Genomic DNA, 23,927 nt, shown 5'->3' on the forward strand with positions numbered 1-23,927 from the left:
TGGGGCCTGCGGCCCGTTCGTCGCTCACTGTGCTCCTCCTTCGACCGGGCGGGCCGGGTCCGGGGCGCGGTCACCCGGTCGGGAGGCGGCGATGGTGGCCCAGAGGGTCCAGGGGATCAGGGCCAGGGCCCGTGCCCAGGAGGGGCCGACCGGGATCCAGGGGATCATCAGCACAGCCTTGTCGAAGGCGTCGAGGAGGGTGAGGGCCGCCAGGAGCAGGGTCAGCCGCGCCAGCCAGGGGCGGGCGGGCCGCAGGGCGAGGCCCGCGCCCGTCCACCACAGGCCCAGCAGGAGCAGCGCCAGGGCCGGCACGGCGGTGTCCACGAGCGGCATCGTGGAGCCGGCCACGTCCAGGGCCAGCCCGGCCAGGCCCAGCAGCGAGGCCGCCGTGCCCAGGCGGGACCCGCGCAGGCGGCGCCACCACAGCACCCCGCCGACCAGGAGCAGGACAGCCGCCATCGCCAGCGCGATCTGGGTCTCCACCCGCTCCATGCCGCGCGCGCCGTACCAGTCGCAGCCGGCCGGCAGCTTGCGCGCCTGCACGCTGTAGTCGGCGCAGACGAGGAGTTGGGCCAGTTTCACCGGTTCGCCGACCAGCCGGGAGGAGGCGCCCGACACCTCACCGCGGCGGTCGCCGCAGTGCGGGAGCGTGCCCGGGGTGGAGCCGTCGGGTCCGCTCTGCCAGCAGTTCCCGCGGCCCTGGCCGTCCCACCACACGTCCATGCCGTTGGGGCGCGACGCCCCGGACTTGTCCTTGCCGAGGATGTTGGCGGCGTACCGGTTGTGGTGGGAGGTGTCCGCCTGCTTCGACCACGCCTCCTCGCCCCGGATGAACGCCGGGACCGCCGAAAGGAAGAAACCCGCGCGCCGGTGCCCGTACACCCAGTTGTTCTCGTACACGTTCCAGTTGCCGCCCGCGGTGATGATCCCGGTGCCCGGCGGCATGGAGATCTGCGGGCAGACCACCCCCTGCTCGTAGCCGCGCTCGATCGGCGGCTTGGCGCAGGTGCCGTCGGCGACGTACCCGTAGTAGTCGGCGTTGTTGTCGTGGATCAGGTTCCGCTCGAACTTGGCGTGGTTCTGCGGGAGCCCGGGGTGCCCGGGGAAGGCGCTGTCCATCGAGGCGCCGCCCATGTTCGCGTCGAACTCGTTGTCGTGGACCCAGACCGAGTCCCCCGCGGTGCCGGAGTAGCCGACCATGTTGTGGTGGCTGTGGCAGCCGGTGATCTCGATGGAGTAGCGCGGGACCTCGTAGCCGCGCCCATCGTTGACGTTCGAGGCGCTGCCCGGGTAGATGCCGGAGTCGCCGTTCCCGTACGACTCGCAGTTCTTGTACAGCCCGTGATCGCTGGCGAAGGTCAGGAAGCCGTACTCGTCGTTCCACCGGGTCAGGACGTCGTCGATGACGAACCCGTCGCCCGCGAGCACGTACAGCGAGTTGAAGGTGGTCCGCTGCGCGGTGAAGTTGCGGAAGTAGATGCCGTTCGACTTGTCGGCGCGTATGGCGTTGAGCTTCTGGTACTTGGCGTCGATGACGACGTCCTGCCGGTTCGCGCCCGTGCCCTCGATCTGCAGGTCCGTCTTGCCGAGGATCGCGACGAGGTTCTGGTTGTGCCGGCACTGCACCTGCTGCTCGTACGTGAGGATCTGGTAGCCGAGCGAGGAGTTGGGGGCCTTGAGCGCGGCGCACTCCCCCGTCGGCTTCGGCAGCGAGGGCTCCTCCTCGTACAGGCCGGGGAGGATCGCGATGTTCATGCCGGGCCGGTCCACGGCGTCGACGGCTTCCTGGAGGTGCCGGTAGCCGCTCTTCTCACACCGCTCGTACAGGGCGAGGTTGCGCTGCCTGAGCTCCTCCGGGAAGGCGGACGTCCGGCGTTCGAAGGCGGGCCGGTCGGTCTTGCAGACCAGCAGGTCGGGCTCGGCCTTCCGGTACTGCGGTACGGACCCGGAGCCGTCAGGCAGGGTCACGGGGCGCTCCTCGTGCGCGCGGGCGGCGGGCGCGGCGGCGAAGAGGGACAGGAGCGCGAGGAGGGCGGCGAGGAGCGCCGCCGGCACGGCAGGGAACCTGCGGGTCCACGACATGCGCGTGAGAGTAGAGCAATGTTCATCTTTTTGGATCCCCTACGGCAGCGCGAACTACGGCGCCGCGAAATCGGGGGCGCCATTGACGCGCGGGCCACGGAATCCTACTGTCGACCATAGGATTCCTTCGACTGTCACAGAGCGGGAGCACCCATGAGCGAGCAGGCCGAGCAGGCCCGGAAGACGGCCGGGGCACTGGAGTACCTCACCGGCTTCGGCAACGAGCACAGCTCGGAGGCCGTCCCCGGCGCCCTGCCGGCCGGCCGCAACTCGCCCCAGCGCTCCCCCCTCGGCCTGTACGCGGAGCAGCTCAGCGGCAGCGCCTTCACCGAGCCGCGGGGGCACAACCGCCGCTCCTGGCTCTACCGGATCCGCCCCTCGGCGGCCCACCCGCCCTTCACCCGGGTCGACAACGGCGCCCTGCGCTCCGCGCCCTTCACCGAGGCCCCGGCGGACCCCAACCGGCTCCGCTGGAACCCGCTGCCCGACGCGGCCCCCGGCACCGACTTCCTGGCCGGCCTGTGGACCCTCGGCGGCAACGGCGACGCCACCCAGCGCACCGGCATGGCCATCCACCTCTATTCCGCCAACGCCTCCATGACCGACCGGGTCTTCAGCGACTCCGACGGCGAGCTGCTGATCGTCCCCGAGCGCGGCGGCCTGCTGCTGCGCACCGAGCTCGGCCTGCTCAGCGCCGGCCCCGGCGAGATGGCCCTGATCCCGCGCGGCGTGCGCTTCCGCGTGGAGCTCCTGGACGAGGACGCCCGCGGATACGTCTGCGAGAACTACGGCCGCCCCTTCGAGCTCCCGGACCTCGGCCCGATCGGCGCCAACGGCCTCGCCGCCGCGCGCGACTTCCGGGCCCCGGTGGCCGCGTACGAGGACAGCGAGCGCCCGACCGAGGTGGTCAACAAGTTCTGCGGCAACCTCTGGTCCGCCACCTACGACCACTCCCCGCTCGACGTGGTCGCCTGGTACGGCACGCACACCCCGTACGTCTACGACCTGCGCCGTTTCAACGTCCTGGGCTCCATCAGCTACGACCACCCGGACCCGTCGATCTTCACCGTGCTGACCTCACCCTCCGACACCCCCGGCCTTGCGGGCGTGGACTTCGTGGTCTTCGCCCCGCGCTGGCTGGTCGGCGAGGACACCTTCCGCCCGCCGTACTTCCACCGCAACGTCATGAGCGAGTACATGGGCCTGATCGAGGGCGCCTACGACGCCAAGGCGGAAGGCTTCGTCCCCGGCGGCGGCTCGCTGCACAACATGATGTCCGCGCACGGACCGGACCGGGAGACCTTCGACAAGGCGAGCGCCGCCGAGCTGAAGCCGCAGAAGATCGACGACGGCCTCGCCTTCATGTTCGAGACCCGCTGGCCGATCACCGCCACCACCCAGGCGGCCGGCGCCGATCACCTCCAGCGCGGATACGACGACGTCTGGCAGGGGCTCCAGCGCCACTTCCGCGCCTAATATCGCTACGCGCGCGCCACGTGCTGCCGCGCATCACGTGCCACGCACCACGTGCGCCACGCCCCGTCCGTACGGAGAACCACCCGTGACCGCCTTCGCCCCCGACTCTCTGGTGCTCAACCGGAAGCTACCGCTCTGGTACCAGGTGTCACAGTCGCTGCGCGCCTCGATACTGGGGCGCACCCCGGACGCCTCGCTGCGCCTGCCCACCGAGGAGCAGCTCGCCGAGCACTACGGGGTGAGCGTGCTGACCATGCGCCAGGCGCTCAAGGAGCTGGAGGGCGAGGGGCTGATCAGCCGGCACCGGCGGCGCGGCACGTTCATCGAGCCGGGTGCGCGGCGCGGGGCGCCGGTACGGCTGCTGGGATCGGTCGACGCGATCGTGGCGCAGCAGTCGGGCGACCGTACGACGATTCTCGGCCACGCGCGGACGGCCGTGTCCGGGGAGCTGCTGGAGCACTTCCCGGACACGGCCGAGGTGGTCACGTACCGCCGGCTCCGCCACGACGGGGAGAGCGGCGAGCCGACGAACTGGGCGGAGAACGCGGTCCGGCCGGAGGTCGCCGAGGCCGTGGACCTGGCCGATCTGGCGCGCTGGCCGATGACCAAGGTGCTGCGTGACGTGGTGGGCGTGAAGATCAGCCGGATCACGGACACGGTCGAGGCGCGGCTCGCCGACCCGGAGACGGCCGAGCTGCTCCAGGTACCGCTGCTCAGCCCGATCCTGCACTACACGGGCGTGACGTACGACGAGGACGGGCGGGTCGTGGACGTGGCGCGGATCCGGTACCGGGGTGACCGGTTCTCGTTCACGGTGACGGTCGACGCCACCTGACGGCTGCCGCCTCCAGGCCCTGCGGGGGCTACTTCCCTTCGTCGTCCGTGCTGCGCTCGCCCTCCGCCTGCGACGGCGTGGTCCGCGTCGTCTGGGGGTGGTGGCGCTGCATCTTCTCCTTCTCGTCCATGTCCTCGTCGAGCCGTTCACCCTCGGCCTGCGACGGAGTCGAGTATTCGTCGTACTGACTCATGTCCGTCTCCTCGACATCGATGCACATAAGTACATAGGCATATAGGTATATACCCGTACATATGGAGCCTAGCTCTTCGGCCCGGACCCAGCCCGGCCACACACCCGCCCACACCCCCGGCCGCCGCCTCCCGTCGCTACCATCTGCCGGGTGAGCGAAGACGTACCGCTGCTGGACGATCTGATGCCCTGGGCCGTGGGCGGCCTGCGCCTGGGCCGGGCCTGGGTGGCGGCCCCCGACCCGGCGGCCCTGCGCGCCCGCTGGGCGGCCCTGACCGGCGCCGAAGGCACCGAGCGGGAGCGACTGTTCCGCCCGACCCGCAGCCGTACGCCCACCACCGGCGCGGCGGCCCTGCCCGGCCGGCGCTCCCCGTCGACCGCCCGCTTCGCCGATGTGCCGGGCCCCTGCCCGGAGCCCGTACGGGTGCTGCGCGACCCCTTCGACGAGCAGTGGCTGCTGCCCGACCAGCGGCTCATCGACATGGCCCGGCCGGAGCTGTGGCGGGTCCTGGACGAGCACCAGCTCTTCGCCGTCGAGACCCCTGAGCTGCTGGTCACCGCGCACCTCCCGGCCGGCCGGCTGGGCCGGATCCGCCCGCTGCACCGGCGCCCCGGCGGCGCCGAGCCCAATCTCGCGCCGGGTCTGCTGCCGCTCCTCGGCGAGCGCTACGGCGGCTGGGTCACCCCGCAGGACGTGCTGTGCTGGATCCTCGCCGCGGGCCGGCCCGGCCCCCGGGGGTACGAGGTCCCGCTGACCGGCGACCCCGGCCGCTGGCGGGCCGGGGTGGAGCTGGGGCACCGGCTGCTCACCGTCCAGCTGCGCGGCGGGCCCGGCGCCGAGCCGCCCCGGCTGCCGGGCGGGCGGCGCCCGTACGTCCGCTCGGCGGTCCAGGCCTGGCCGGAGGGGCTCACGTACGACCCGGAGAGCCAGACCCTGGACCTCGGGACCGGAACGGTCTCCCCGGTGCCGCCGGGCGCCTGGGAGTACGAGGTGCAGGGCGGCATCCGGGTGCTGGAGGCCTGGTTCGCCGCCCGCACCGCCCACCGGGATCCCGAGGCCGACGGGCTGGAGGCGCTCGGGCCGGCCGAGTGGCCGCAGGCCTGGACGTCGGAGCTGCTGGCGCTGGTGACCACCCTGGCGCTGCTGGCCGATCTGGCCCCGGAGCGGGCGGCGTTCACCGCCGGGCCGCCGCTGCCCGCCGCCGAGCTGGCGGCGGCCGGGGTACTGCCGCCGCCGCGCTGGTCCCGGCGCCCTGCCTCCGTGCTCGACCACCACGAGGAGGGCCCGGGCGGCCAGTTCGCCCTGCTCTGAGGTCACACGGAACCGCGCGCAGCCGGCGACGTCGACGTTCTGCCTGGTGACAAGCCGGGGTCCCAGCAGGTAGGCAGGCTGTCATGACAGCCGACTCGCCCGCACCCGCACGCCCCGTCGAACCATCGCCCCTCGACGGCGTGACCGTCGTCGCCGTCGAACAGGCCGTCTCGGCCCCCTTCGCCACCCGCCAGCTCGCCGACCTCGGAGCCCGGGTGATCAAGGTCGAGCGGCCCGACGGCGGCGACTTCGCTCGCGCCTACGACACCGCCGCGCACGGACTGGCCTCGCATTTCGTCTGGGCCAACCGGGGCAAGGAGTCGATCGCGCTCGACCTGAAGGACCCGCGCGGCCTGGAGGTCCTGCACGGGCTGCTCGACGGGGCCGACGTGTTCGTCCAGAACCTCGCCCAGGGGGCCGCCGCCCGGCTCGGGCTCGACTCGGCCGCGCTGTGCGCGCGGTACCCGCGGCTGGTCGCCGTCGACATCTCCGGGTATGGGGCCGAGGGCCCGTACGCCCACAAGCGCGCCTACGACATGCTCGTACAGTGCGAGGCGGGGCTGGTCTCGGTGACCGGCACCCCCGGGCAGCCCGTCAAGGCGGGCATCCCGGCCGCCGACATCGCGGCGGCCATGTACGCCTTCTCCGGGGTCCTCGCGGCCCTGCTGCGCCGCGGGGCCACCGGGCGCGGGGGCCGGGTCGAGGTCTCGATGCTCGACGCGCTGGCCGAGTGGATGGGCCATCCGCTGCACCACACCATGCACGGCGGGGAACAGCCCGTGCGCACGGGCCTCGCGCACGCCGTCATCGCCCCGTACGACGCCTACCCGACGGCGGACGGGGACCGGGTGCTGCTGTCGGTGCAGAACGACCGCGAGTGGCGAAGGCTCGCCGAACAGGTGCTGGAGCGGCCGGAGTTGGCCGAGGATCCGGCGTACGCGACGAACGCGGCACGCACCCGGGGCCGGGAGAAGACCGACGCGGTGGTCGCCGAGGCGCTGGCCGGGCTGGGCGCCGACGAGGCGATCGGGCGGCTGGAGGCGGCGGGCATCGCCTGCGCGCGGCTGAACTCGGTGGCCCAGCTGGCGCAGCACCCGCAGCTGGCGGCGCGGGACCGCTGGCGCGAGGTGGGATCACCGGCCGGTCCGCTGCGGGCGCTGCTGCCGCCGATCGGACTGCCGGGAGGCGCGGCACCGCACATGGGTGCGGTGCCCGCGCTCGGCGAACACACCGAGGCCCTGCTGCGCGCCCTGGGGATGACGGGCGCGCAGATCACGACACTGCGCCGGGATGGTGTGGTTGCGTAGGGCCGGGGCGAAACCAATGGCGGTCGGGGACGTTGTTACGAGCGGCGGCTGCCGAAGAGCGTGCGACGCAGACGGCGCAGCGGCGCGAAGAGCGAGACGCGCGCGCTCCGGCTCCGCAGGCGGTGCGTGTGGTCGCGGGACGTCAGTTCGCGCATCAGCAGCGTCGCCTCGGCGACCTCGCAGTGGGGGACGGCGGGTCCGCCCAGCACCGCGAGGTGGCGGTCGAGGCGCGAGCTGGTCGCACTGCTGCCGCAGGTGATGGCAGGCACGCGAGGCGGCCTGCTGCGCATTGCTATCTGTTCCATGATCTCTCCCCACCCGTACGAGGGCACCCGGCCCGGGCAGGGTAACCCTATCGCCCCCGCGTCGTGCTCGGGTATCCCGGTGGTGTGAATTACCCCTATGGCGACGGGGAGTTGACGGTTACTCAGCGGAGTCGACCGTCACTCTCCGCAGGGAGGGCGGTGCTTCGTGACCTTCGTGAGCCCCCGATGGGCCCTTCGGCAGCTCCGCGCGCGCGTCCCGCCCGGGACCGGGCCCACATCGCGCCCACTGCGCTAACTTGGAGTGACCGCCCGCCGACACACGGACACGCCTGGGGGCTCGCGTGAGTGACAACATGGGTGAACCGGGCGGGGAATCCGCCGCAGGCCGTGTCATCTCGGGCCGGTACCTGCTGCTCGACCAGCTGGGCCGGGGCGGCATGGGCATCGTGTGGCGGGCCCGCGACGAGGTGCTGGGCCGCGAGGTGGCCGTAAAGGAGGTACGGCCCCCGGCCGGACTGGACGGCGCCGAGGTCGGGCGGATGTACCGGCGGCTCGAACGGGAGGCCTGGGCGGCGGCCCGGGTCTCGCACCGCGGGGTCGTCACGGTCTACGACGTGGCCACCGACGACGGCCGGCCCTGGATCGTGATGGAGCTCGTACGCGGACTCTCCCTGGCCGACGTACTGGAGGCCGACGGGCCGCTCACCCCGCAGCGGGCCGCGCACTTCGGGGAGCAGGTGCTGGCCGCACTGCGCTCCGCGCACGAGGCCGGGGTGCTGCACCGGGACGTCAAGCCCTCCAACGTACTGATCGCCAACGACGGCCGGGTGGTACTGAGCGATTTCGGGATCGCCAGCCTGGAGGGCTCGTCCTCGATCACGATGACGGGCGAGGTGGTGGGCTCCCCCGAGTACCTCGCGCCGGAGCGGGCACTGGGGCGCGACCCGGGGCCCGAGTCGGACCTGTGGTCGCTCGGGGTGATGCTGTACGCCGCTGTCGAGGGGGTCACGCCCTTCCGGCACGACACCCCGCTGTCCACGCTGCGGGCGGTGGTGGACGACGAGATGCCGCCGCCGCGCCGGGCCGGTCCGCTGACGCCCGTACTGGAGGGGCTGCTGCGCAAGGATCCGCAGGAGCGGCTGCCCGCGGCGGAGCTGGCCCGGATGCTGCGGATCATCGGGGCGGGCGGGATCGTACGGGGCTCCGGCGGGGCGGTGTCGGGCCCGGATTCCCCGACGGCCACGGCGCACCACCGGCAGGGCCGCCAGGACGGTCCGACCCCGCCGATGCCGATGCCCATGCCGATGCCGGCGCCGGCGCCTTCGCCGGTGCCCGGTCCGGCGGGACCCGGGCCCGGTGGCGGGGCGCCACCGCGCGAGGGGCGGGCCGGGGCGGTGCTGACCGCCGGGATCGTGGTGCTGCTGCTGGCGATCGTCGCCCTGGGGTGGCTGCTGCTCAAGGACCGCAAGGAGTCGGGCGGAAGCGGGGGCACCGGCACGACGGCCCCGGCCACCTCGTCGGCGGCGTCCGAGAGCGCGTCCGGATCGCGGTCGCCGTCCGCGGCCCCGTCCCCGTCCCCTTCGGCCTCGCCGTCCGCTTCGCCGTCGGCCGCGCCCGCGCCGCGGTTCGCCGTGGCGGTGCGCGCCGTACGGGACGACTACCGCGGGACATGCCCGCCGCCCGCCGACCAGGCACCGGCCTTCACGGCGACGGTCGACGCGGACCGTACGCCCGCGGTGCTGGAGTACCGCTGGGCGACGCGCAGCGGGGTCACCTCCGATCCCGGCTGGCAGTCCGTCACGTACGAGGCGGACGGCCCCCGGAGCCGGCAGCTGGACCACACCGAGCTCACGTACTACCCGAGCGCGACCTTCACGGACGCGGTCCGGCTGGAGGTGCGGGGGGACGCCCCGCAGGCCTCGGAGTGGGTGGAGTTCTCCGTGACCTGCGAGGCGGAAGGGGAGGGGGAGACCCCGGCGGGCGGGGCCTCCCCCTCCCCCGGTCCGAGCGGTACGCCGGCCCCGGCCCCGGTCTCGGCCGGGCCGGTGTCCGCGGGGCCGGAGACCCCGGAGGCGCAGACTCCGGCCCCGGAGGCGGCGGGCCCGGAGGCCGCTGCTTCGTAGCCGCCGCGGCGGCCTCCGTCAGGCGGCGTTGGTGAACACGGGCAGGTAGCCACCGGACTGTCCGGCGGCGGTGGGGTGGTAGGACTCGCCGATGTTGAGCCAGTTGACACTGTGCAGCCACGCGTCGCCGGAGCAGATCTCGTGGCCGGTGAAGGCGCCGGCCACCGAGGCGAAGGTGAACCCGTGGTTGGCGGCGCGTTTGGCGATGGCGGCGTTCAGGTAGTCGGCCGCACCGTTGATGGCGGAGCGCTCGCCCTCCGTGAGCCCGGTGACGCAGCTGCCGTTGAGCTTGTAGAAGCGGGGATAGCCGAGGACGACGACGTGGGCCCCGGGCGCCCGGCCGTGGATGGCGTCGTAGACCTGGTCGAGCTGGCCGGGAAGGGTGGAGTCGACGTACGCCTTGGCCTGGTTGACGCGGTTGACGCAGGTGGACTCGGACTGGAGCACACAGGTCGTCATGACGTCGGAGAATCCGGCGTCGTTGCCGCCGATGGTGATGCTGACCAGGTCGGTTCCGGAGTTCAGCGGGGAGAGCTGGCCGGAGAGGACGTCACCCGTACGGGCGCCCGAGCAGGCGGCGAAGGAGAAGGTCTGCGGGGCGTGGGCGGCGGCCCACAGGGCCGGGTAGGCGCGGGTGGTGCGTTTGCAGTCGCCGCTCCCGCTGTCGTAGTTGCCGGCGCCGACGCCGGAGGAGTACGAGTCGCCGAGGGCGACGTAGCCGAAGTCGGCCGTGGCGGCGGCCGCCTGTCCCGCGCCGAACAGGGCGGCGCCCGCGGCGAGTAACAGGGAGGAGGTCAGGGCGGCGAAGCGCGACATCTTCATGCTCATGTGTGCGGCTCCTTGTGGGGGGAGGTACACGGGGGTTACTCGGGAGTTACTCCTGAGTCCGTGGTACTGGGAGCCGGGCATGGCCGGAAGTGTTCATGCCAAGAATTTTCGGCGCGGAGTTGCGCCCCGAACCTTCACCACCGGTGCGTTTGAAGAGGGAACTTGGGCACCCGATCCGGCGAAACACGGGTGCACGAGGCCACTTCGTGCCGGATCATGGGCGCCATGCCAGCCAACCCGCATGACGCGCTGCCGATCCGGCTCAACGTCGACGACAGCGATTCACCGTCTGACGTCGTGGACGCGCTGTTCCTCGGCCGGTTCGCGTCCGGCGAGCAGCCGTACTCGCACAGCGTCACGATCGAGCGGGTGAAGGCGGAAGCGACCCTGCTGCCGCCCGAGGCCACCGTGCTGCGCTCCGCGCGCGACTCCGACCGCAGCGCCACGCTGGCCGAGGGCGAGGGCTGGACGATGCTCGTCTCCCGCTGGAGCCGGGGCGCGGACGTGACGGTTACGGCGGTCAGCGACGAACTCGCCTCCAGCGTGCTCGGCGAGGCCACGGAGGGGGTGCAGGACGAGCCCGAACCGCAGCCGGAAAACGTCACGATGGGCTTCTGGTACGTCTCCCCGCGCCGCGGCCCGTACCGGACGACCCGCCAGATCGCGGCCGGGACCTGGGCAGAGGTGCGGCCCAACTACACGGCGCCGGTGGCCGGGGCGATGGACCGGCTGATGAAGGTGACACCGGACGACATCGCGGGCCGGCTGCTCCTGCTGCACGGCCCGCCGGGCACGGGCAAGACCTCCGCACTGCGGACGCTGGCCCGGTCGTGGCGGGACTGGTGCCAGGTGGACTGCGTCCTGGACCCGGAGCGGCTGTTCAACGACGTGGGCTACCTGATGGACATCGCGATCGGCGAGGACGAGGGCACGGCGAAGGGCCGCTGGCGGCTGCTGCTGCTGGAGGACTGCGACGAGCTGATCCGCGGCGAGGCCCGGCACACGGCGGGCCAGGCGCTGTCGCGGCTGCTGAACCTGACGGACGGGCTGCTGGGCCAGGGCCGCAACGTACTGGTCGGCGTGACCACGAACGAGGACCTGGAGCGGCTCCACCCGGCGGTGGTCCGGCCGGGCCGCTGCCTGGCCCGCATCGAGGTCGGCCGGCTGACGCACGGCGAGGCGGTGGACTGGCTGGGCACGGACGAGGGGGTGTCGCGCGAGGGCGCCACGCTGGCCGAACTGTTCGCGCTGCGGCGCGGCGCGGGCCCCGCGTCGCTGCTGCCGCCGCAGGGCCAGCACGGCGCGGAGCCGGGCCTGTACCTGTAAGTGCCCTTGCGGGCGGGGCGCGCACGGGCCGCGCCCGCGCGGCGAAGACAATGGGTCCCGGACCGCCCCGCCCCGGACCCGGCCGCAGCCGCCGGGGACACCCACCGAGCAGGAGAGTGCACGTGCCCGAGCCGGCGCAGGAGAATCCGTACCCCGACAGCCACGTCCTCGGCGAGGGCCCCGAGCCGCACCCGCAGCTGCGGCCGGTGCTGTCCCTCCTCGGGCGCTGGCACGGCCGGGGCCGCGGCGAATACCCGACCCTGGAGCAGGGGTTCCGGTACGAGCAGGAGATCACCTTCAGCCACGACGGCCGGCCCTTCCTGCGCTACGAGTCGCGGGCCTGGCTGATCGACGAGTCCGGTACGGCCCTGCGCCCCTCGGGACGGGAGTCCGGGTGGTGGCGGGTCCTGCCCGACGCCTCGCTGGAGGTCGTCCTCGCGCACCCGACGGGCATCGTGGAGACGTACGTCGGCCGGGTGTCCGGGACGGAGATCGAGATCGCCACCGACACCGTGGCCCGCACCCCCAGGGCCAAGGAGGTCACCGCCATGCGGCGCCGGTACGCCTTCGGCGGCGGGGAGCTGGCGATCGAGCAGGACATGGCGGCGATGGGCCAGCCCCTGCACCACCACCTCCGGGCGCAACTGCACCCGTACAAGGACTAGGGGCCGGGGTCCGTCAGTTGCCGTAGCGGGCGCGCAGGGCGTCGAGGGCGGCCGCGGTCGCCTCGTCGAAGCTCAGGCCCAGCCGCTTCGCGCGCTCCGCGTAGGCCTGCGCGGCGGCGGCCGCCTCGCGGGCGGCCCCGTCGCCGGCCGCCGCGACGAAGGTCCCGTTCCGGCCGCGGGTCTCGATCACCCCGTCGCCCTCCAGGGCCCGGTAGGCCTTCGCGACCGTGTTCGCCGCCAGCCCCAGCTCCTCGGCGAGCCCGCGCACCGTCGGCAGCTTGTACCCGACCGGCAGCTCCCCCGAGCGCGCCGCCCGCGCGATCTGCGCGCGCAGCTGCTCGTACGGGGCGGCCGCGCCGGCCTCACCGTCGATCCGGATCTTCAGATTCGTCGAGGTCACCCGGCGATTCTCCCCCATCCGCCGGGAAATTCGGAGGCATTCGCCCCGCCCCCGCGCCTACGGTCGACGCCATGACCGTAAAGATCCGCGACCTCCGCCCGGGCGATCCTCCGGACGTGGAGTCCGTCGTACGGGTGCGCCGCGCCGCGCTGCCCTTCATGATCACCACGCCTGCCGGTCTGGCCCACGAGCTGGCCACCGCGCCCCCCGACAAGCGCTACCGCGTCCTCACCGCCGAGACCGAGGACGGCCTCGTCGTGGGCACCGCCCAGCTCGGGCTCGTGTACCGGAGCCCCGAGCCCGGCCAGTCCTTCGTCAACGCCTACGTCGACCCCGCGCACCGCGGCCGCGGCGCCGGGACCGCCCTGCTGCGCGCGGCCGAGGAGTACCTGGCCGCCGAGGGCGCGGTGGAGACGTACGCCTGGGTCCTCGACGAGCCGGCCCACCGCTCCTTCGCCGAGCGGCGCGGCTACCGCCCCTCCCGCTCCGCGCACTTCCTGCGCCTGGACCTGGCCTCCGGCCCGCTGCCGGAGCTCCCGGCCGTCCTGCCCGCCGGGGTCGAGCTGCGCCCGGCCTCGGCCTTCGCCGCCGACCCGCGCCCGCTGTTCGAGGCCGACGCGGCGGTGTCCGCCGACGAGCCGGGCGACGTACCGGAGGTGCCGGGCGACTACGAGAACTGGCTGGGCAGCGTCTGGAACGAGCCGACGCTCGACCGGGAGCTGACCCGGGTCGTGCTGGTCGACGGGGTCGTGGCCGCGTTCTGCGCGGCCCGGACCGACGGCGCCACCCGCTACGGCTCGGCGATGACCGGCACCCTGCGCGCGTTCCGCGGCCGCGGGCTGGCCAAGCTCGCCAAGACGGACTCGCTCCGACGCGCCCGCACCGCCGGCTACACGGAGGCCTTCACGGGCAACGACACGGGGAACGAGCCGATGCTCGCCGTCAACAAGTGGTTCGGGTACGAGATCTGCGCGACCGAGACGCGCTTCGCCAAGAAGCCGGAGAACAGGCCATGACCGACCGATTCACCGTCACCCTCACCAAGGCGGGCCGCACCAAGATCCGCTACCCCGCCGCCCTGGTCGCCGACACGGGCGACCGGATCTCCGTACGGGCCCCCTGGGCGGCGGAGGGCGTACGGGACTTCGGCTTCGTGCGCTTCGAGCCGGGCGACGTGTTCACCGAGCACTTCTGGCGGACCCGCTGGTACGCGGTCAAGGAGGTCCGGACGGGCGAGGGCGTCCTCAAGGGCTGGTACTGCGACATCACGCGCCCGGCGGTGGTGCGGGACGACGGGATCCTCGTCGAGGACCTGGACCTGGACCTGTGGGTCTCGGCGGACGGAGCGAGCGTCCTGCGGCTGGACGAGGACGAGTTCGCGGCGAGCGGCCTCGGGGAGAGCGACCCGCGGGCGGCGGCCGAAGCCGTGCGCGCCCTCGACGCCCTGGCCGCCCAGGCACACACCCCGGAGGGCCTGACCGCCCTCCTCACCTGATCCCGGCTCCCGCGCCCCCTCTTCCTGTGGGCCCGCTTAGTGATTCCTTAAGCGGAGCCTAAGGATCTTCGGGAGGGCCCTGAAAGGGGTGGTGGCGGGGGTGCGGGGGGCTAGCTTGGCGGGGCCGAGGAGGGCATGGGGCGGCGTCGGATCCTGCGGGGGGCGGCGCCGCCCGGCCGGCTCCCGGCACACCCACGACCGTGGTGCCCGCACCGCCGCTCCGAAGGAGACCCACCCATGCCCGCACGCAGCCGCCGCACCGTGACCCGTATCGCCGCCGTCGGCCTCGCCCCGCTCGCGGTGGCCGCGTACGCCGCCGGGCCCGCGGCCGCGCACGGCTCGATGACGGACCCCGTCAGCCGGGTGGCGGCCTGCTACGCGGAGGGGCCGGAGTCGCCGAAGTCGGCCGCCTGCAAGGCGGCGGTGGCGGCGAGCGGCGCCCAGGCGTTCTACGACTGGAACGCGGTGAACATCGCCAACGCGGCGGGCAACCACCGGTCGTTGATCCCGAACGGGCAGCTCTGCTCCGCCGGCAACGACAAGTACCGGGGCCTGGACCTGGCCCGCGCCGACTGGCCGGCCAGCCCGATGACCTCGGGCGCGCACACCTTCCGGTACAAGGGGACCGCCCCGCACAAGGGCTCCTTCGAGCTGTACGTCACGAAGGACGGCTACGACCCGTCGAAGCCGCTGAAGTGGTCGGACCTGGAGTCGGCGCCGTTCGCGAAGGTCACCGACCCGGGCATGCAGAACGGGGACTACGTGTTCTCCGGGAGCGTGCCGAACAAGTCCGGGCGGCACCTGATCTACAGCATCTGGCAGCGCTCGGACAGCCCGGAGGCCTTCTACACCTGCTCCGACGTGGTGTTCGGCAAGGACAACGGCGGGAGCGGCGGCAACGGTGCCGGCACCGGCACCGGCACCACCCCGAGCACGAAGCCGAGCACGAAGCCGAGTACGGAGCCCGGCGCCAAGCCCTCCACCGGGGACGGGCGCCCCTCGGACGCGCCCAAGGCCCCGACGGACCAGCAGATCGCGGACGGCGAGAGCAAGTCCACCGTGGAGCACAACGGCCACGGCGACAACGACCCGAGGACGAACGGCGCCGCCGCCCCCGCCCCGGTCCCGTCGGACTCTCCCGCGGGCACCAACCTCGCCGAGACGGGCACAAGCGCCGCCACCCCGGCGATCGCGATCGCCGGGGCAGGCGTGCTGGCCGTCGGAGCGGCCGTGCTGTTCGGCGTGGCCCGACGCCGTGCGACGGCGCCGGGCCGCCACGGCAGCCGCTAGTCGGACGGCCTCACCGGTCCGTCACCTGCGCGTCACTCGAAGACCGACGCGCAGGTGGTCCGGGTCGCGTGCGCCGGGTCGAGGGAGTTGACCGCCTCGTGCCAGGCGATCCGGTCGGTGAGCCCGATGGCGACGTGCTCGGAGAGGTCCAGCGGGCACAGGTCCTGGAGCACGACGTTGCGCACGTTGGAGCCGGTCCCCTGGAGGAAGGCGCTCCGGTACGGCGTGACGACCTCGTCGTACTTCGTCGCGATGACCGTGTACTGGACCCCGGGGACGGTGTCCCCGCCCGCGTTCAGCTTGGTGACGAAGGGGGATCCGGCGATCTGGTCGGCCAGCCCCGGGGTCGCCGAGCTGATCAGGTCCTCGGCGCCGGGGAAGTACGGGAGCAGCTGGGTGAGCCCGTCGAGGGTGGTTCCGTGGTTGTCGGGGGCGAGCCCGATCAGGGCGCCCACCTTGGGGGCGCCGCCGAGGAACTTGAGGTAGTAGTTCGGCATCATGCCGCCCTGCGAGTGGCCGACGATGTCGGTCTTCGCGGCCCCGGTGGAGGCCAGCACCTTGTCGACGAACACCTGGAGCTGGCCGGCCGACTTGTCGATGGGGCCGAGCCCGTTGAAGAAGGGCACGCCGGGCAGTTGCCCGTAGTCGAGCGAGTAGACGCAGTACCCGCGGTGTACGAGGTACGGCGCGAATCCGAGCCAGTTGTCCACGGAGTTGCCGAACGTGCCGTGCACGAGGACGACGGGGCGCGGATGGGCGGCGGAGGGTTTGCAGGACCAGTCGTTCCAGCCGCTGCTGGGTGCGGACGCGGCCTGCGCGGCGCCGGTGGGGGCGACGAGGGCGGCGGCGGCGAGGGTGAGGACGGCCAGCGGGCGGAGCAGGCGTCGCCAGGGCAGCATCGGGTGATCTCCTTGCGGGTCAGGGAAATACGTGGGGGTTCGTCCCGTGATCCGGATCACAAGGGGGGTGCTGCTTCGGCCAAATTACGGGCGAGTAGCAAAACTTGAAAGTTACGCGTCAGTAAAAAATGCGTGTCGGGCCCTCGGCGCGAGGCCGGGACGATCGTCCGTCAAGTCCCGCCCGAGGCGGCCGCGTTGCCGCCCCCCGAGGTAGACGCGTTGCCCTAGGCCGCGCGGCGGAAGGTGGCCGCCGGGCGGACCGTGCCCGGGCCGAAGCGGGCGTTCGCGCGGTCGACGGCCGCCTCCACCGTCAGGCGGGCCTCGCGGACCGGGTCCAGCGAGATCTGCCGGGACGCCCGCCCGGCGTCCGTGAGGTCCTCGGCGCGCAGGACCATGCCGGTCAGCCGGGCCCGTTGCAGCCCGGCCGCGTCCAGCAGGCGGTACGCCGCCGCCCGCAGGTCCTCGTCGTGCCCGGACGCCTCGGGGAGCCGCCGGGTCCGCTCCCAGCGGGTGCCGCCGGCGAACTGCAGCGTCAGCGACAGGGCCCGGGCGGCCTGGCTGCGGCCGCGCAGCACCGCGCCCAGCCGGACCACCAGGGCGAGGAGCACGGCCCGGGCGTGCGGACCGTCGAGCTCGTGCCGGGTGAAGCCGCTGCGGACGGCGGCCGACGGGGGCAGGTCCTTCGGAGTGACGGGGCGCGGGTCGATCCCGCGGGCGCGCTCCGCGGCCAGCCGGCCCGCCCGCTGCCCCAGGATCCGCTCGACGGTGCCCGGGGAGACGGCCGCGACCGCGCCGATCGTGTGCAGTCCGTACCCGCGAAGCGCCTCCGCATGCTTGGCGCCGGTGCCGTACAGCGCCTCCACCGGCAGCGGGCCCAGGAAGGCGTCCACCCCGTCCTCGGGCACGGCCAGGACCCCGCCGGGCCCGGGCACCCGGGCGGAGGCCGTCGCCGCCACCGCCCAGGTCCCGGCGACCCCGATCCGTACGTCGGTGCCGAGCCGGGCCAGCGCGCGCAGCCGCACCAGCTCGGCGATCCGGCCGGCGTCCGCGCCGAAGTACCGCCGGGCCCCGCGTACGTGCACCAGCGCCGCCCGGGGCGGCAGGGCCTGCACCGTCGGGGAGAACTCCCGCAGGAGTTCGAGGACTTCGCGGTACCCCTCCTCGGTCAGCGCCGGAGCGCACCGTACGTGCAGGACTCCGTTGGCCGGGGTCATCCCGCGCTCCCCGGGCTGGAGTGCCACAGCTTGCGGCCGGTGGCGGCGCGGTCGCCGGGCGGCTGGAGGTCGGCCCACGGGTTCATCTCGTACCCGGTGGACAGGTGGATGCGGCGCCCGGAATCGGCGGAGCCGGCCGCGTGCCCGCCGCCCCCGTCACCCCTGTCACCCCCGTCACCCGGCAGCGGCTCCGCCAGGCGGGCCGCGACCGCGTCCAGGCCGCCCGCCGCCCGCAGTTCCACCAGCTCGGCCAGGTCCCAGGCCGCCTCGCCGACCACGCTCAGGCTCTGCGGTCCGCGCCGCTGGACCACACCGCGTACGAGCAGCAGGAACGAGTGGAAGACGGTGTGCGCGCACGCCTCGTGACTGTCGTCGAAGAAGGCCAGGTCGACCAGGCCCGTCCCGTCGTCCAGCGTGGTGAAGATGACCCGCCTCCCGGAGCGGATCGGCGGGGTCTGGGTGGCCGCCTTGGCCCCCGCGACCAGCACCGTCCGGCCGTGCTCGACCTCGCGCAGCCTGCGGGCCGGGACCGCCCCCAGCTCCGCGAGGAAGGCGTGGTGGTCCCCCATCAGGTGCCGTGAGGCGTCCATGCCGAGCACGCCCAGCTCCGCGCTGAGCCGCTCCGCCTCGTTCAGGTCGGGCAGGCCGACCGGGGCCGTGGACCGCCTGCCGTCCAGCGGGAGTTGGACACCGCCCGTCCGGGCCCCCGCCGACCGCTGCGCGCCGTGCAGTTCGGCCACGTGCAGCAGCAGGTCGCGCCGGTTGGCGCCGAAGGCGTCCAGCGCTCCGACCTGCGCGAGCCGCCCCGCGACCGGCCGGCTGGGGTGCGCCCGGTCCCAGAAGTCGCGCAGCGATCCGTACGGCTGTCCGTCCTCGATCCGCCGCGCCTCCGCCTCGCCGATGCCGTGGACGTCGGCCAGGGCCAGCCGGAGCCCCCACACCGGCGGAGCCCCGGCCTCGGACACCAGTTCGATGTGGTGGGCCACCGCCGACCGGTTCACGTCCAGCGGCAGCACCGGCACGCCCCGCCGCCGCGCGTCCGCCAGCAGCAGCCGCTTCGGGTACATCCCGGGGTCGTGGGTCAGCAACCCGGCATAGAAGGCCGCCGGGTGATGCGCCTTCAGCCACGCCGACTGGTACGTCGGCACGGCGAAGGCCACCGCGTGCGCCTTGCAGAAGCCGTAACTGCCGAACGCCTCGACGATCTCCCAGGTCCGGCCGATCACCTCGGCCGAGTAACCCCGTTCGCCCGCCTTCGCCGCGAACCACACCTTGATCCGCGCCTGCGACTCGGGGTCGGAGAGCCCGCGCCGCACCCGGTCCGCCTCGTCGCGCCCACAGCCCGTCATGACGTGCACGATCTCGATGATCTGCTCGTGGAAGACCACCACCCCGTACGTCTCGCGCAGCGCGTCCGCCAGGTCCTCGTGCGGGAAGCGGACCGGGGCCCGCCCGTGCCGGGCCTCGATGAACGGCCGCACCATGTCGGCGGCGACCGGCCCGGGCCGGAACAGCGAGATGTCGACGACCAGGTCGTGGAAGGTGGCCGGCTGGAGCCGCCCCACCAGGTCGCGCTGGCCCGGCGATTCGATCTGGAAGCAGCCCAGCGTCTCGGCCGAGCGGATCAGTTCGTACGTCGCCCCGTCGCCCGGCGGCACCTGCGCCGGGTCGTCCAGGTCGAGCTCCTGCCCCGTACCGCGCCGGATCTCCGCGACGGCATGCGCCATCGCGGACTGCATCCGTACGCCCAGCACGTCGAGCTTGAGCAGCCCGAGCTCCTCCACGTCGTCCTTGTCGAACTGGGACATCGGGAAGCCCTCGCCGCTGGTGGGCACCACGGGGGTGCGGGCGAGCAGCGAGGCGTCGGAGAGCAGCACCCCGCACGGGTGCATGGCGATCCCGCGCGGCAGCGCGTCCAGCGCCTCGACGAGCTCCCACAGCCGCCCGTGCTCCTCGCCGCGTACGTCGCGCAGTTCGGGGAGCTCGGCCAGGGCCGTGCGGGCGTCGCGGGCCCGGATGTGCGGGAAGGCCTTGGCGAGCCGGTCGACGGTGGCCGGGTCCATGGACAGGGCGGCCCCGACGTCGCGGATCGCGTGCCGGACCCGGTAGGTCTCGGGCATGGAGACGGTGGCGACGCGTTCGGTGCCGAAGCGGTCGATGATCCGCCGGTAGACCTCCAGCCGGCGGGCGGACTCCACGTCGATGTCGATGTCGGGCAGGACGTGGCGGCGCTTGGACAGGAACCGCTCCATCAGCAGGCCCTGCTCGACGGGGTCGGCGTGGGCGATGCCGAGGAGGTGGTTGACGAGGGAGCCGGCGCCGGAGCCGCGGGCGGCCACCCGGATGCCCATCTCCCGTACGTCTTCCACGACCTGGGCGACCGTCAGGAAGTACGAGGCGTACCCGTGGTAGGCGATGATGTCCAGCTCGTGGTGCATCCGCTCCCAGTACGCGCGGTCGTCGGCGTAGCCGCGCAGCACCATGCCGGCGGAGGCCCTGGAGGCGAGGACCCGCTGGGCGGTGCGGTGGGCCGCGCCGACGAGGTGGGCCTCGGGGAAGTGCACGGAGCCCATGCCGAGGTCGTCCTCGGGGTCCACCGCGCAGGCCTCGGCGGTACGCCGGGTCTGCGCGAGCAGCCCGCGCGCGTCGGCGGGGCGCAGGCCGGCCGCCCGGCAGATCCGGTCGGCGGCCGCGGCCATGGCGGCGGGGTCCTTGAGCCAGCGCTCGCCGCTGTCGAGGGCGCGGGGGTCGATGGGGACGAGCCGGCGGGCCGCGTCGAGGACGTCGGCGACGGGGCCCTGGCCGGGGTCGGCGTACCGGACGGCGTTGGTCAGCACGGCCGGGACGCCCTGCTCGGCGGCGAAGCCGACCGTACGGGCGGCCAGGCGCAGCGAGCCGGGGCCGGTGCCGGTGCGGCCGTGGTCGACGGCCTCCAGGCGGAGGGAGTCCCCGTAGATCTCCCGCCAGGGCGCGAGCAGCCGGGCGGCCCGGTCCGGCCGGCCGGCGGCCAGCGCCCGCCCCACTTCGGACCCGGGCCCGAGCAGTACGCAGACCCCTTCGCCGCGCAGTTCCGCCCAGGGCAGCACCGGCAGGCCGTCTCCGGCGGAGGCGGAGGCCTGGGCGTGGGCGTGGGCGTGGGCGGCGGTGACCATACGGCACAGCTCGGCCCAGCCGGCGGCGCCGTCGCGGGCCAGGAAGGTGGCCCGGGGTGCGGACTCGTCGACGAAGGCGCCGCCGACGACGGGGGTCCGCCGCCGGTAGGAGGCCTCGCCGGAGCCGGCCGAGCCGCCGGAGCCGCCCGAGCCGGCCGTTCCGCCCGGCCCCGCGGAGCCCCCCGGCCCCACGGAGCCCGCTGCGGGCGACACGGCCAGGTCGACCCCGAACAGCGGCCGGATCCCGGCCTTGGCGCAGGCCTTCGCGAACCGGACGGCGCCCGCGAGGGTGTCGCGGTCGGTCAGGGCGAGGGCGTCCATGCCCCGGTCGGCGGCGCGTTCCGCCAGCCGTTCGGGGTGGGAGCCTCCGTAGCGCATGGAGAACCCCGAAACGGTGTGCAGATGCGTAAAACCAGGCACCCGCGGCCTCCTGCTTCGCTCGAACGTGAACACCACCCCCGTCTCCACCATAGAGCAATTCGAATATTCGTGCGAAACATTCGTTCGATGACCCTGCTGGTCCGGCCGCCTCCCGCCCGTCATCCGTTCGGCCCGCCCCTGCTGCGCCCCACCCTCCGTACGCCGAGCGTGTGAGACATGACCCAGCCCACCTCCCCGCCTCCGCCCGCCGGGTTCCTCGCCGAGGTCAAGGACGCCGTGACCGTCCGGGCCGCCCTGCTGCTCGTGGGGGTGCTGGCGCTCCAGCTCGCCTTCATCACCTCGTACATCGGGGCCTTCCACCGGCCCGTGCCCAGCGAGATCCCGATCGCCGTGGCCGCCCCCGTCCGGCCGGTCGCCGAGCAGTCCGCGCAGCAGCTCGCCGACCTGCCCGGGAAACCGCTCGACCCGCACGCGGTGAAGGACGAGGCGGCCGCGACGGCGGAGGTGGAGAACCGGGACGCGGACGGGGCGCTGGTCATCGACCCGGCCGGCCCGACCGACCGGCTGCTGGTCGCGAGCGGCGCGGGCGCCTCGCTCTCGCAGGCCATCGAACAGGTCGTCGGCCGCGTCGAGCAGGCCCGGGGCCGGGCCGTCCGGGTCGTCGACGTGGCCCCGGCCGCCGCGGGCGACGCACGCGGGCTGAGCGCCTTCTACCTCGTCATCGGCTGGTGCGTCGGCGGCTACCTGTGCGCCGCGATCCTCGCGATCAGCGCCGGAGCGCGGCCCGCCAACTCCCACCGCGCCTTCATCCGGCTCGGCGCGCTGCTGCTGTACGCGATCGCCGCCGGGCTGCTCGGCACGGTCATCGCGGGCCCGGTCCTGGGCGCGCTGCCCGGCGGCATCATGGCCCTGTGGGGACTCGGCACCCTGGTCGTCTTCGCGGTCGGGGCGATCACCCTGGCCTTCCAGGGGGTGGCGGGCGTCGTCGGCATCGGCCTGGCGATCCTGCTGGTGGTGGTGTTCGGCAATCCGAGCGCGGGCGGCGCCTACCCCTACCCGCTGCTGCCGCCGTTCTGGCGGGCCATCGGCCCGGCGCTGCCACCGGGCGCGGGCACGTACGCCGCGCGCTCGATCACGTACTTCAAGGGCAACGCCGCGGCCGGGCCGATGCTGGTGCTGGCCGCCTGGGCGGTGCTCGGCTCGGCCGTCACCGTGGCCTGCGCGGTCTTCCGCAGGGGCCGCCCGGGCCTCGCCGTGGGCAGCGGGCTCCCCGAGGACACGCCGTCCGGTGAGGGGGCAGCGGCCCGATGAGCACCCCGGGCGGCGACAAGAGCGGGCTGCTCGCCGCCCCCGATGACCACCCGGAGACCTGATCCGAAAGACACGGCCTAGTAGTGCTTTGTTAGCTGGTCTTGTCAGGTCGGGTCTCTGGTAGTTCGCTGGTTGTATGAGGGCTGGGGAGCTTGCTGCGGTTCGGGTCCGGTTGGAGGAGTTCATCTCCGAGGTGTTCGCGCCGCTGGTGCGGCGGGACCAGCGTGAGAAGGGCTTGCTCTATGTGCGGGGGCTGTTGCTGGACGGCCGGCGGAAGTCGATGCAGCCGATGGCGGAACGCCTCGGTGTCGATCACCAGCGGTTGCAGCAGTTCATGACGTCCTCGACCTGGCCGGTCGAGGACGTCCGGGCCCGGCTGGCCTGGCGGGCCGTGGCCGCGGTGCGGCCCGAGGTCTGGGCCGTGGACGACACCGGTTTCCCCAAGGACGGCACCGCCTCGCCCGGGGTGGCCCGCCAGTACTCCGGCACGCTGGGCAAGGTCGGCAACTGCCAGATCGGCGTCAGCGTCCATGCTGCTTCCGACACGGCTTCGTGCCCGCTGTCCTGGCGGCTGTTCCTGCCTGCCGCATGGGACGGGCCCGAGGCGGCCGCACGGCGCAAGGCCTGCCGGATCCCTGACAGCGTCCACCACCGCCCCAAGTGGCAGCTCGCGCTGGACATGCTCGACGAACTCGCCCGTATCGGCCTGCGGCCCGCGGTGCTGGTCGCGGACACCGGCTACGGAGCGAACGCGGACTTCCGCCACGGCCTCGAAGAGCGAGGCCTGGCCTACGTCCTGCAGGCCAGAGCCGAGATGACCGCCCACGGCGAGGGGGCCGAACCACACCAGCCCGCATACGGCGGGCTGGGCCCCCGGCCGCTGCCCCGTTACCGCACCCGGCCCCTCTCCTTACACGACCACGTACTGGCCGCCGGCCGCCGCGCGGGACGGACCCTGACCTGGCGCAAGGGCTCGAAAGCGGCGATGAGCTCGCACTTCGTGCTCCTGCGGGTCCGCCTCGCGGGCCGCCGGCCCAAACCCGCCGCTGACGGGACGATCCCCCTCACCTGGCTCATCGCCCAGTGGCCCGAGGGGGAAACAGAGCCGGTGAGGTACTGGATATCGAACCTGCCCGCCGACATTCCCGCCAAAGACCTGGTCCGCCTCGCAAAGGCCCGATGGCAGATTGAGCACGACTACCGCGAACTGAAAACGGGCCTGGGCCTGGACCACTTCGAGGGACGTTCGTTCACCGGATGGCACCGCCACGTCACCCTCGTCACGGCCGCCCACCTGTTCCTCACCGAACAGCGGAGGACCCCAAAAGCCCCTGCCAGGGCCTGACCCTCTACCAGGCCCTGGACCTCCTCCA

At 73.7% G+C, this 23,927-nt stretch carries 20 protein-coding genes; 12 read left to right on the forward strand and 8 right to left on the reverse strand.

The window, feature by feature from the left end; all coding sequences use genetic code 11:
- Positions 1–24: 24 nt before the first annotated feature.
- Positions 25–2,082: a right-handed parallel beta-helix repeat-containing protein gene (locus OG509_RS09520; RefSeq protein WP_406181679.1), complete on the reverse strand. Its 2,058-nt coding sequence runs from the start codon at positions 2,080–2,082 to the stop codon at positions 25–27.
- Positions 2,083–2,235: 153 nt separating this feature from the next.
- On the opposite strand from OG509_RS09520, the gene hmgA reads away from it, so the two are divergent.
- Positions 2,236–3,558 (forward strand): homogentisate 1,2-dioxygenase, encoded by a 1,323-nt coding sequence (gene hmgA, locus OG509_RS09525; protein ID WP_406181681.1) that lies wholly within the window; start codon positions 2,236–2,238, stop codon positions 3,556–3,558.
- Positions 3,559–3,643: 85 nt separating this feature from the next.
- The gene (locus OG509_RS09530) at positions 3,644–4,393 is read left to right on the forward strand and encodes a GntR family transcriptional regulator (RefSeq protein ID WP_385589070.1); all 750 of its coding nucleotides are present in this window, start codon (positions 3,644–3,646) and stop codon (positions 4,391–4,393) included.
- 28 nt (positions 4,394–4,421) lie between these two features.
- Here OG509_RS09530 and OG509_RS09535 read toward each other — a convergent pair whose 3' ends face one another.
- Positions 4,422–4,586 (reverse strand): hypothetical protein, encoded by a 165-nt coding sequence (locus OG509_RS09535; RefSeq protein WP_385589072.1) that lies wholly within the window; start codon positions 4,584–4,586, stop codon positions 4,422–4,424.
- A gap of 183 nt (positions 4,587–4,769) precedes the next feature.
- Between OG509_RS09535 and OG509_RS09540 the strand changes: the two genes are divergently transcribed.
- Positions 4,770–5,897, forward strand: coding sequence for a type ISP restriction/modification enzyme (locus OG509_RS09540; protein ID WP_406187514.1), 1,128 nt, complete (start codon positions 4,770–4,772; stop codon positions 5,895–5,897).
- 83 nt (positions 5,898–5,980) lie between these two features.
- Positions 5,981–7,204, forward strand: coding sequence for a CaiB/BaiF CoA transferase family protein (locus OG509_RS09545; RefSeq protein WP_406181684.1), 1,224 nt, complete (start codon positions 5,981–5,983; stop codon positions 7,202–7,204).
- Positions 7,205–7,239: 35 nt separating this feature from the next.
- Here the strand turns inward: OG509_RS09545 and OG509_RS09550 are convergent, their stop codons facing one another.
- Positions 7,240–7,509, reverse strand: a complete 270-nt coding sequence (locus OG509_RS09550) for a hypothetical protein (protein ID WP_406181686.1) — start codon at positions 7,507–7,509, stop codon at positions 7,240–7,242.
- A gap of 314 nt (positions 7,510–7,823) precedes the next feature.
- On the opposite strand from OG509_RS09550, the gene OG509_RS09555 reads away from it, so the two are divergent.
- Positions 7,824–9,593, forward strand: a complete 1,770-nt coding sequence (locus OG509_RS09555; protein WP_406187515.1) for a serine/threonine-protein kinase — start codon at positions 7,824–7,826, stop codon at positions 9,591–9,593.
- An 18-nt stretch (positions 9,594–9,611) separates the two neighbouring features.
- Here the strand turns inward: OG509_RS09555 and OG509_RS09560 are convergent, their stop codons facing one another.
- Positions 9,612–10,415, reverse strand: coding sequence for an SGNH/GDSL hydrolase family protein (locus OG509_RS09560; RefSeq protein ID WP_406187516.1), 804 nt, complete (start codon positions 10,413–10,415; stop codon positions 9,612–9,614).
- 231 nt (positions 10,416–10,646) lie between these two features.
- Here OG509_RS09560 and OG509_RS09565 point away from each other — a divergent pair, with 231 nt between their 5' ends.
- Together OG509_RS09565 and OG509_RS09570 are read left to right on the forward strand one after the other, a co-directional pair.
- Positions 10,647–11,747 carry a DUF5925 domain-containing protein gene (locus OG509_RS09565; protein WP_385589076.1) on the forward strand — a complete coding sequence of 367 codons (1,101 nt, stop codon included), beginning with the start codon at positions 10,647–10,649 and terminating at the stop codon, positions 11,745–11,747.
- 122 nt (positions 11,748–11,869) lie between these two features.
- On the forward strand, positions 11,870–12,412 hold the full coding sequence (locus OG509_RS09570) for an FABP family protein (protein WP_406181688.1): 543 nt from the start codon (positions 11,870–11,872) through the stop codon (positions 12,410–12,412).
- 13 nt (positions 12,413–12,425) lie between these two features.
- On the opposite strand, the gene OG509_RS09575 is transcribed toward OG509_RS09570, so the two are convergent.
- Positions 12,426–12,830 carry a GntR family transcriptional regulator gene (locus OG509_RS09575; protein WP_406181690.1) on the reverse strand — a complete coding sequence of 135 codons (405 nt, stop codon included), beginning with the start codon at positions 12,828–12,830 and terminating at the stop codon, positions 12,426–12,428.
- 53 nt (positions 12,831–12,883) lie between these two features.
- On the opposite strand from OG509_RS09575, the gene OG509_RS09580 reads away from it, so the two are divergent.
- The 3 genes from OG509_RS09580 to OG509_RS09590 all read left to right on the forward strand — a co-directional run bounded on the left by OG509_RS09580 (position 12,884) and on the right by OG509_RS09590 (position 15,597).
- A complete protein-coding gene (locus OG509_RS09580; RefSeq protein WP_406181692.1) occupies positions 12,884–13,828 on the forward strand; it encodes a GNAT family N-acetyltransferase in 945 nt (314 codons plus the stop codon).
- Positions 13,825–14,307, forward strand: a complete 483-nt coding sequence (locus tag OG509_RS09585) for a DUF402 domain-containing protein (RefSeq protein WP_406181694.1) — start codon at positions 13,825–13,827, stop codon at positions 14,305–14,307. Before OG509_RS09580 ends, OG509_RS09585 begins: the two co-directional genes overlap by 4 nt.
- Before the next feature lie 237 nt (positions 14,308–14,544).
- Entirely contained in the window at positions 14,545–15,597 is a 1,053-nt protein-coding gene (locus OG509_RS09590) for a lytic polysaccharide monooxygenase (protein WP_406181696.1), read from the forward strand.
- 32 nt (positions 15,598–15,629) lie between these two features.
- Here the strand turns inward: OG509_RS09590 and OG509_RS09595 are convergent, their stop codons facing one another.
- From OG509_RS09595 to OG509_RS09605, 3 genes are all read right to left on the reverse strand, one after another.
- Complete coding sequence (locus OG509_RS09595) at positions 15,630–16,496, reverse strand: esterase/lipase family protein (protein ID WP_406181698.1); 867 nt, start codon at positions 16,494–16,496, stop codon at positions 15,630–15,632.
- A gap of 224 nt (positions 16,497–16,720) precedes the next feature.
- Entirely contained in the window at positions 16,721–17,710 is a 990-nt protein-coding gene (locus tag OG509_RS09600; RefSeq protein ID WP_406181700.1) for a hypothetical protein, read from the reverse strand.
- Positions 17,707–21,333, reverse strand: a complete 3,627-nt coding sequence (locus OG509_RS09605) for a DNA polymerase III subunit alpha (RefSeq protein ID WP_406181702.1) — start codon at positions 21,331–21,333, stop codon at positions 17,707–17,709. The genes OG509_RS09600 and OG509_RS09605 overlap by 4 nt, the downstream gene beginning before the upstream one ends.
- Positions 21,334–21,459: 126 nt before the next feature.
- On the opposite strand from OG509_RS09605, the gene OG509_RS09610 reads away from it, so the two are divergent.
- Both OG509_RS09610 and OG509_RS09615 read left to right on the forward strand, forming a co-directional pair.
- Positions 21,460–22,554, forward strand: a complete 1,095-nt coding sequence (locus OG509_RS09610) for a DUF3533 domain-containing protein (RefSeq protein WP_406181704.1) — start codon at positions 21,460–21,462, stop codon at positions 22,552–22,554.
- A 136-nt stretch (positions 22,555–22,690) separates the two neighbouring features.
- Positions 22,691–23,899, forward strand: coding sequence for an IS701 family transposase (locus OG509_RS09615; RefSeq protein ID WP_406180113.1), 1,209 nt, complete (start codon positions 22,691–22,693; stop codon positions 23,897–23,899).
- Positions 23,900–23,927 lie beyond the last annotated feature (28 nt).

The sequence above is a fragment of the Streptomyces sp. NBC_01006 genome (assembly GCF_045162725.1).
GTDB lineage: Bacteria > Actinomycetota > Actinomycetes > Streptomycetales > Streptomycetaceae > Streptomyces.

Bases quoted from the DNA above. Each gene is read 5' to 3' on its own strand.
- OG509_RS09520 (WP_406181679.1), bottom strand. From the start codon at position 2,082: ATGTCGTGGACCCGCAGGTTCCCTGCCGTGCCGGCGGCGCTCCTCGCC.
- hmgA (WP_406181681.1), top strand. From the start codon at position 2,236: ATGAGCGAGCAGGCCGAGCAGGCCCGGAAGACGGCCGGGGCACTGGAG.
- OG509_RS09535 (WP_385589072.1), bottom strand. From the start codon at position 4,586: ATGAGTCAGTACGACGAATACTCGACTCCGTCGCAGGCCGAGGGTGAA.
- OG509_RS09540 (WP_406187514.1), top strand. From the start codon at position 4,770: ATGCCCTGGGCCGTGGGCGGCCTGCGCCTGGGCCGGGCCTGGGTGGCG.
- OG509_RS09545 (WP_406181684.1), top strand. From the start codon at position 5,981: ATGACAGCCGACTCGCCCGCACCCGCACGCCCCGTCGAACCATCGCCC.
- OG509_RS09550 (WP_406181686.1), bottom strand. From the start codon at position 7,509: ATGGAACAGATAGCAATGCGCAGCAGGCCGCCTCGCGTGCCTGCCATC.
- OG509_RS09555 (WP_406187515.1), top strand. From the start codon at position 7,824: ATGGGTGAACCGGGCGGGGAATCCGCCGCAGGCCGTGTCATCTCGGGC.
- OG509_RS09560 (WP_406187516.1), bottom strand. From the start codon at position 10,415: ATGAAGATGTCGCGCTTCGCCGCCCTGACCTCCTCCCTGTTACTCGCC.
- OG509_RS09565 (WP_385589076.1), top strand. From the start codon at position 10,647: ATGCCAGCCAACCCGCATGACGCGCTGCCGATCCGGCTCAACGTCGAC.
- OG509_RS09575 (WP_406181690.1), bottom strand. From the start codon at position 12,830: ATGGGGGAGAATCGCCGGGTGACCTCGACGAATCTGAAGATCCGGATC.
- OG509_RS09580 (WP_406181692.1), top strand. From the start codon at position 12,884: ATGACCGTAAAGATCCGCGACCTCCGCCCGGGCGATCCTCCGGACGTG.
- OG509_RS09585 (WP_406181694.1), top strand. From the start codon at position 13,825: ATGACCGACCGATTCACCGTCACCCTCACCAAGGCGGGCCGCACCAAG.
- OG509_RS09590 (WP_406181696.1), top strand. From the start codon at position 14,545: ATGCCCGCACGCAGCCGCCGCACCGTGACCCGTATCGCCGCCGTCGGC.
- OG509_RS09595 (WP_406181698.1), bottom strand. From the start codon at position 16,496: ATGCTGCCCTGGCGACGCCTGCTCCGCCCGCTGGCCGTCCTCACCCTC.
- OG509_RS09600 (WP_406181700.1), bottom strand. From the start codon at position 17,710: ATGACCCCGGCCAACGGAGTCCTGCACGTACGGTGCGCTCCGGCGCTG.
- OG509_RS09605 (WP_406181702.1), bottom strand. From the start codon at position 21,333: ATGGTGGAGACGGGGGTGGTGTTCACGTTCGAGCGAAGCAGGAGGCCG.
- OG509_RS09610 (WP_406181704.1), top strand. From the start codon at position 21,460: ATGACCCAGCCCACCTCCCCGCCTCCGCCCGCCGGGTTCCTCGCCGAG.
- OG509_RS09615 (WP_406180113.1), top strand. From the start codon at position 22,691: ATGAGGGCTGGGGAGCTTGCTGCGGTTCGGGTCCGGTTGGAGGAGTTC.